General features: G+C 70.8%; 6 protein-coding genes and 1 pseudogene. 4 read left to right on the forward strand and 3 right to left on the reverse strand.

Going from position 1 to position 5,822, the window contains the following annotated elements:
* Positions 1–411 (reverse strand): annotated as a pseudogene (locus tag MJ777_RS22080) (2-phospho-L-lactate guanylyltransferase); the annotation flags it as partial.
* Positions 412–771: 360 nt separating this feature from the next.
* Here MJ777_RS22080 and MJ777_RS22085 point away from each other — a divergent pair.
* Positions 772–1,794 (forward strand): NAD(P)H-dependent glycerol-3-phosphate dehydrogenase, encoded by a 1,023-nt coding sequence (locus MJ777_RS22085; RefSeq protein WP_239377671.1) that lies wholly within the window; start codon positions 772–774, stop codon positions 1,792–1,794.
* A gap of 92 nt (positions 1,795–1,886) precedes the next feature.
* Positions 1,887–3,062, forward strand: coding sequence for a D-alanine--D-alanine ligase family protein (locus MJ777_RS22090; protein ID WP_239377672.1), 1,176 nt, complete (start codon positions 1,887–1,889; stop codon positions 3,060–3,062).
* Between the two features lie 13 nt (positions 3,063–3,075).
* On the opposite strand, the gene MJ777_RS22095 is transcribed toward MJ777_RS22090, so the two are convergent.
* Entirely contained in the window at positions 3,076–3,558 is a 483-nt protein-coding gene (locus tag MJ777_RS22095; protein WP_239310347.1) for a DUF3515 family protein, read from the reverse strand.
* A 118-nt stretch (positions 3,559–3,676) separates the two neighbouring features.
* Positions 3,677–3,910: an Lrp/AsnC family transcriptional regulator gene (locus MJ777_RS22100; protein ID WP_239310346.1), complete on the reverse strand. Its 234-nt coding sequence runs from the start codon at positions 3,908–3,910 to the stop codon at positions 3,677–3,679.
* A 78-nt stretch (positions 3,911–3,988) separates the two neighbouring features.
* Between MJ777_RS22100 and MJ777_RS22105 the strand changes: the two genes are divergently transcribed.
* Together MJ777_RS22105 and thiD are read left to right on the forward strand one after the other, a co-directional pair.
* The gene (locus MJ777_RS22105) at positions 3,989–4,990 is read left to right on the forward strand and encodes a thiamine-phosphate kinase (protein ID WP_239310345.1); all 1,002 of its coding nucleotides are present in this window, start codon (positions 3,989–3,991) and stop codon (positions 4,988–4,990) included.
* Between the two features lie 31 nt (positions 4,991–5,021).
* A partial coding sequence (gene thiD, locus MJ777_RS22110; protein ID WP_370652814.1) for a bifunctional hydroxymethylpyrimidine kinase/phosphomethylpyrimidine kinase occupies positions 5,022–5,822 on the forward strand: 801 nt, incomplete at its 3' end.

Genomic DNA, 5,822 nt, shown 5'->3' on the forward strand with positions numbered 1-5,822 from the left:
CAGCAGCGCCGCCCGCAGCTCGGCCGGGCGCAGTGCCGCGAGGTCGGCGGACATCGCCGCGACACCGGCGTCGGGCCAGCGCCGCGCGGCCTCGGCCGCACCGTGTGTCAACGCCGCGTTGAGGCCGGTGCCCGGCAGGTCGGGGATGACGACCACCCGAGCGTCGGTGGAGCGCTGGCTCGCGGCGTTCCCCGCCGCGCCCCGGGCCGTATCCGACGTGTCCGCCATACCCACCATGCCCGCCCGCGCCGTGCGGTCGCTGGTCACGACGACGACGGCCACCACCACATCGGCATCGATCTCCCTGGCCGCGGCCACGGTGTCCTGGGCCATCGCGAGTGCGAGGGCCGCGCGCTCGGGATGGGCGAGCCGGCTCTTGGCCGCGGCCAAGAGCTTGACTGGCACAACCATCACCCAGGCCGGCCCAACCATCATGTCCTGAGTGGCGCGGGTGTCACGTCCCGACCTTATGGCATTCGTCGCGGCCGGGCCGTGGGCGCGGGCGTCCCTTGCTGGCTGTTGCGATTGCTATCGCATAGTAATATTCTGGTTGCCATCTGTTCATTATCCGGTCAGCGCTGAGACACGATCGGACACGATCAGCAGCCTTCTCGACAGGCTTCAGGTAGCTGAGCGAGACTCCTGCGACGTGAGGCCAGCTGAACAACCCGGTGCCCGGATCACCTTGGCGACGGTCGTCGCTATCCGGCGCCCGGTTCAGCCGCGCCGCGGCGGGCTCGGGGGCGGACGTCCGGCTGGCAGGCGATCCGGGTGACGAGAGCGGCTGTGCTGAGCGCCGGATCCTGGGGAACGGTCTTCGCCAAGGTACTCGCGGACGCCGGCGCCGGGGTTACCCTGCTGGCGCGTGAGCCCGACATCGTGCGCGCGGTGAACCACTCGCACGTCAACCCTCGCTATCTGCCCGGACTCACGTTGCCTGACCAGGTCAGCGCCACGGGTGAGGCCGCGGAGGCGCTCCGCGAGGCCGATCTGGTCGTACTGGCGGTGCCGTCCCAGGCCCTGCGCGGATGCCTGACGCGCTGGGCCCCGCTTGTCCCGCCGGCCGCGGTCTACGTGAGTCTGATCAAAGGTATCGAAATCGCGTCCTGCCGTCGGATGAGCGAGGTCGTCAGGGAGGTCACCGGCGCGGGCCCGGAGCGGATCGCGGTGGTCAGCGGTCCGAACCTGGCGGGCGAAATCGCTGCCGAGCAGCCGGCGGCCACCGTCGTGGCGAGCGCCTGTGAACAGACGGCCAGCGACCTGCAGGCAGCGTGCTGGACGTCCTATCTTCGTCCGTACACCAACTCTGACCTGGTTGGCTGTGAGCTCGCCGGCACTGTCAAGAACGTGATCGCGCTGGCCGCCGGCATGCTCGAGGGGATGGGGTTCGGTACCAACACGGTCGCCTCCCTGATCACCCGAGGGCTTGCCGAGACGACCCGGCTCGGCGCGGCCATGGGCGCCGACCCGCTGACGTTTGCCGGCCTCGCCGGCCTGGGGGATCTTGTCGCTACCTGCTCGTCGCCGCTGTCGCGCAACCGCGCCTTCGGTGAGAAGCTCGGCCGGGGCATGACGTTGGCCACGGCTAACGCTCAACAGGTCCAGGTCGCCGAGGGCGTCCGCTCCTGCGGCCCCGTCTTGGCGCTGGCCCGGTCGCTGGGCGTGGCGATGCCGATCACTGAGCAGGTGGAGCGGGTCATCTACGAAGGTCTCGCTCCGATAGACGCGGTCAAGGAGCTGATGACCCGCGAGCCAGGCCATGAGCATCGCGAGCATCGTGGACCCGTCGCCTGAACCACCGCTGCCGGCGGCCGTCGCCGCGGTATGGGCTTCTCCGTGACGTCGACCGCACGGTGGTGTGACCGACGATCGGTTAGGGTCCGGTCATGCCCGGTACCCCGCGCAGGATCCGGATCGCCGTCATCTACGGCGGGCGCAGCACCGAACACGCGATCTCGTGCGTGTCCGCCGGAAGCGTGCTTAGCGCCTTGGACCAACGACGTTACGAGGTCGTGGCCATCGGTATCACCCCGGATGGCCGGTGGGTGCTCGGCTCGGGCGATCCGGCGCCACTCGAGATCCGTGCCGGTGTGCTGCCCAGCGTCGACCACACGGGGACGCCGGTGGCGCTGCCGGGCGATCCGACCGCCGGTGGCCTGAGGGCTCTCGGCCCGGTGCGGACCGGGCCCGGATCCGGGGATGCCGGCCTTGACGGGGCCGGGCTTGACGAGGCCGGCTTTGACGAGGCCGGCTTTGACAAGGCCGGGCTCGGTGCGGTCGACGTGGTGTTCCCGCTGTTGCACGGGCCTTTCGGCGAGGACGGCACCGTGCAGGGGCTACTGGAGATGGCCGGTGTGCCCTACGTCGGTTCTGGAGTGTTCGCCAGCGCCGCGGCCATGGACAAACAGCACATGAAGACCCTGCTCGCGGCCGCGCAGCTGCCGGTGGCGCCCTTCGTGGTGCTGCGCGGGGGGCAGGGCCTCACCGCGTCCGACCGGCAACGGCTGGGGCTGCCCGTGTTCGTCAAACCGGCCCGAGGTGGTTCCAGCATCGGCATCAGCCGGGTGGATGCGTGGGACGAGCTTGAGACCGCGTTGAAGGCCGCCCGCGCGGTCGACCCGAAAGTGCTTGTCGAAGCTGCCGTCGTCGGCCGTGAGATCGAGTGTGGGGTGCTGGAGAGCCTGTCCGGCCGCGAGCCGGAGGCGAGCGTCCCGGCTGAGGTGACGGTGACCTCCTCAGCGGGGTTCTACGATTTCGAGGCCAAGTACCTGTCGGACGCGGTCCGGCTCGATGTTCCGGCGAACATCCCCGGCGAGGCCGCGGCCAGAATTCGTGATCTTTCCGTGCGGGCGTTCAACGCGCTGGACTGCGCCTGCCTCGCGCGAGTGGATATGTTCTGGTGCCCGGACGGTTCCATTGTCGTCAACGAGGTCAACACCATGCCCGGGTTCACCCCGACCTCGATGTTCCCCCGGATGTGGGGGGCGACCGGCCTGGACTACCCGGCGCTGGTGGACCGGCTGATCGCACTCGCGGTGCGCCGCGGCACCGGGCTGCGCTGAGACCGGGGTGGGGTCAGGCGACCGTCGGTCTGGTGGTGTCGCGGACAGGACCGGCAAGCGTGACCAGAACATCGAACGCCTGCACCGACGCGGGCAGGATGACCACCACCTGGGGGCGTCTGGTCGGCGTGGAGTAACGGACGCTGGCACCACGCTCCTCGGCGAACCAGCCGACGTCGTCGACAACTGAGAGGGTCACGTCCGGGCGGTAGGCCGCGGCGGCCCCGGGGACCCCACACGACAGCACCGTGGGGGGGGAGCCCCAGGCGGCGACGAACGGTGACGCCGGTCTGACCTCGCGGCGGCCGAGGCCCGCACCCAGGGAGGAGGGCAGCGCCGCGATGAGTCTCAGACAGGCCGACCGTTCGTCGCCGGCCGGGCTGGGCGCCAGGTTGACCGTGACCGGACCTGGAGATCCCGCGCAGGATGTGATGAGAATCATGGTGGTAAGGACGATGGCCCGCGCGACGGCCGGGATCGAGATCCTGGCCATCATGCGAGCGGCGCGTGTTCGTCGAACAGGGGTGCCCGAGCCTGCCGGCCGTGCCACCCCGAGGTACCGGTTCGGGCCTCCGGCAGCGCGAAGAGTCATGATCGCACCGCCGTCGGCCGGGTCAGAAGTGAACCACCGGACACGTCAGAGTCCGGGTGATGCCATCGACTGCCTGCACCCGTGACATGACCAGTTTTCCCAGCTCATCGACGCTGGCCGCCGCAGCGCGCACGATCACGTCGTAAGGGCCGGTGACGTCTTCTGCCTGGGTGACTCCGGGGATCTGTTCGATCTCCTTGGCCACCGAGGAGGACTTGCCAACCTCAGTTTGGATGAGGATGTACGCGTGGACCACAGACGCTCCCTCGTCGCATGCCGACAACCCGTCTCGCAGAACAACGGGCCGACAGAAGGTAACAGGCAATCGGCTCCGGTGAGTGTGTCCGACGCCGGGGAATTTGCTCTGATCGCCCGGGTGGTGACCCGGTTGAGGTCACCTGGGCCACCCGCGGGTCCCGGTGACGACGCTGCAGTGGTCCCCGCACCTTCTGGTGATGTGATTGCTACCACAGACCTGTTGGTCGAGGGGCGCCACTTCCGTTTCGACTGGTCCTCTCCGTACGACGTGGGGCGCAAGGCCGCCGCGCAGAGCCTCGCGGATGTGGCGGCCATGGGAGCCACGCCCACCGCCTTGCTGATCGGCCTGGCCTGCCCGTCGGCCACGCCCATAGAGATCGTCGACGGCGTGGCCGACGGTCTGCGCGACGAGTGTGCGCTGGTCGGCGCGACCATCGTCGGCGGTGACATGGTCAGCGCGAGCGAGATCTGCCTGGCGGTGACCGCGCTGGGCGATCTGGCGGGGTGTGCCCCGCTGACGCGGGCCGGAGCGCGGCCGGGGGAATCGGTCGTGCTCGCCGGCACGGTGGGCCGCTCGGCGGCCGGCCTCGACCTGCTGCTCGCCGGTGTGCGGGACGGGCCGCTGGTGGCCGCCCACCGCCGTCCGTCGCCACCGTATGCGGCCGGGCCAGCCCTGGCACGGGCGGGCGCGAGTTCGTTGGTGGATGTCAGCGACGGGCTGCTCGCCGATCTCGGGCATGTGGCCACCGCGTCCGGGGTCGTGTTCGAGGTGGACGTGGCCGCTCTGAGCGCCCTCGTTCCCGGCGTTGGCGTGCGGCACCTGCTTACCGGCGGTGAGGACCACGGCTTGGTCGGGACGCTGCCGGCGGGCGCGGCCGTGCCGGCCGGCGTGGCGGTGATCGGCCGGGTGCTCCCGGCCGGTTCGTCCCGGCCCGGTGAACCGGCCGGGAGCACCCGGGCCGGGGTGCGGCTTGTCGGTGACGACATCCCGCCGGACCTGCGCGACCCGCAGCTGGACGGCTTGGCCGCCAGCGACGCCACGGGCACACCACGTGGCTGGGATCACTTCCGCCGCTGAACCGGCCGGGTCCAGCCGTAGCGTGGTGTTTGTGGCCCCGCCTCGAGCGCTGACGATCGCCGGATCCGACTCCGGCGGCGGTGCCGGCGTCCAAGCCGACCTGAAGACCATGTTGGCCCTCGGCGTCCACGGGATGACCGCTCTGGCCGCGGTGACGGCGCAGAACTCCCTGGGGGTACGCGGGGTGTGGGAGCTGCCCGCTGACGCCGTCGCCGCGCAGATCCGGGCCGTTGTGGACGACATCGGTGTCGACGCGGTCAAGACCGGGATGCTGCCGTCGCCGTGGATCGTGGCGGCGGTGGCGGCCGAGCTGACCGATCTGGCTGATGCGGGCGTCCCGGTCGTGGTCGATCCGGTCGGGGTGTCCAAACACGGCGATCCGCTGCTCGCCCCTGAGGCTGTCGAGACCGTCCGGACACGGCTGCTGCCGCTGGCGACCGTGGTGACCCCGAATCTGGACGAGGTGAGGCTGCTCACCGGCGTCGCTGTGCGCGACGAGGAGGACATGCCGGATGCGGCTCGGGCGATGCTCGCCCTCGGATCCCGCTGGGTGCTGGTGAAAGGCGGTCATCTGCGCGGCGACGCGGTGGACCTGCTCACCGACGGCAGGCGGACGGTCCTGCTCCGGGCGCCGCGGCACGACAACCGGCACACGCACGGCACCGGCTGCACCCTCGCGTCCGCGGTCACGGCGTTTCTGGCCCGTGGGATGGAGGTGCCCGACGCGGTGCGGGCGGCCAAGGAGTACGTCACCGGTGCGCTGGCAGCCGGCTTCGCGCTTGGCGCCGGCATCGGCCCGGTCGACCACGCCTGGCGGTGGCGGAACGCTGCC

Origin of the sequence: Protofrankia sp. Cj5, assembly GCF_917627405.1 — a bacterium.
Classification (GTDB): Bacteria; Actinomycetota; Actinomycetes; order Frankiales; family Frankiaceae; genus Protofrankia.

What these genes read in the sequence shown, in the direction of transcription:
- MJ777_RS22090 (WP_239377672.1), top strand. Translation starts at nt 1,887, where the DNA reads ATGCCCGGTACCCCGCGCAGGATCCGGATCGCCGTCATCTACGGCGGG.
- MJ777_RS22095 (WP_239310347.1), bottom strand. Translation starts at nt 3,558, where the DNA reads ATGATGGCCAGGATCTCGATCCCGGCCGTCGCGCGGGCCATCGTCCTT.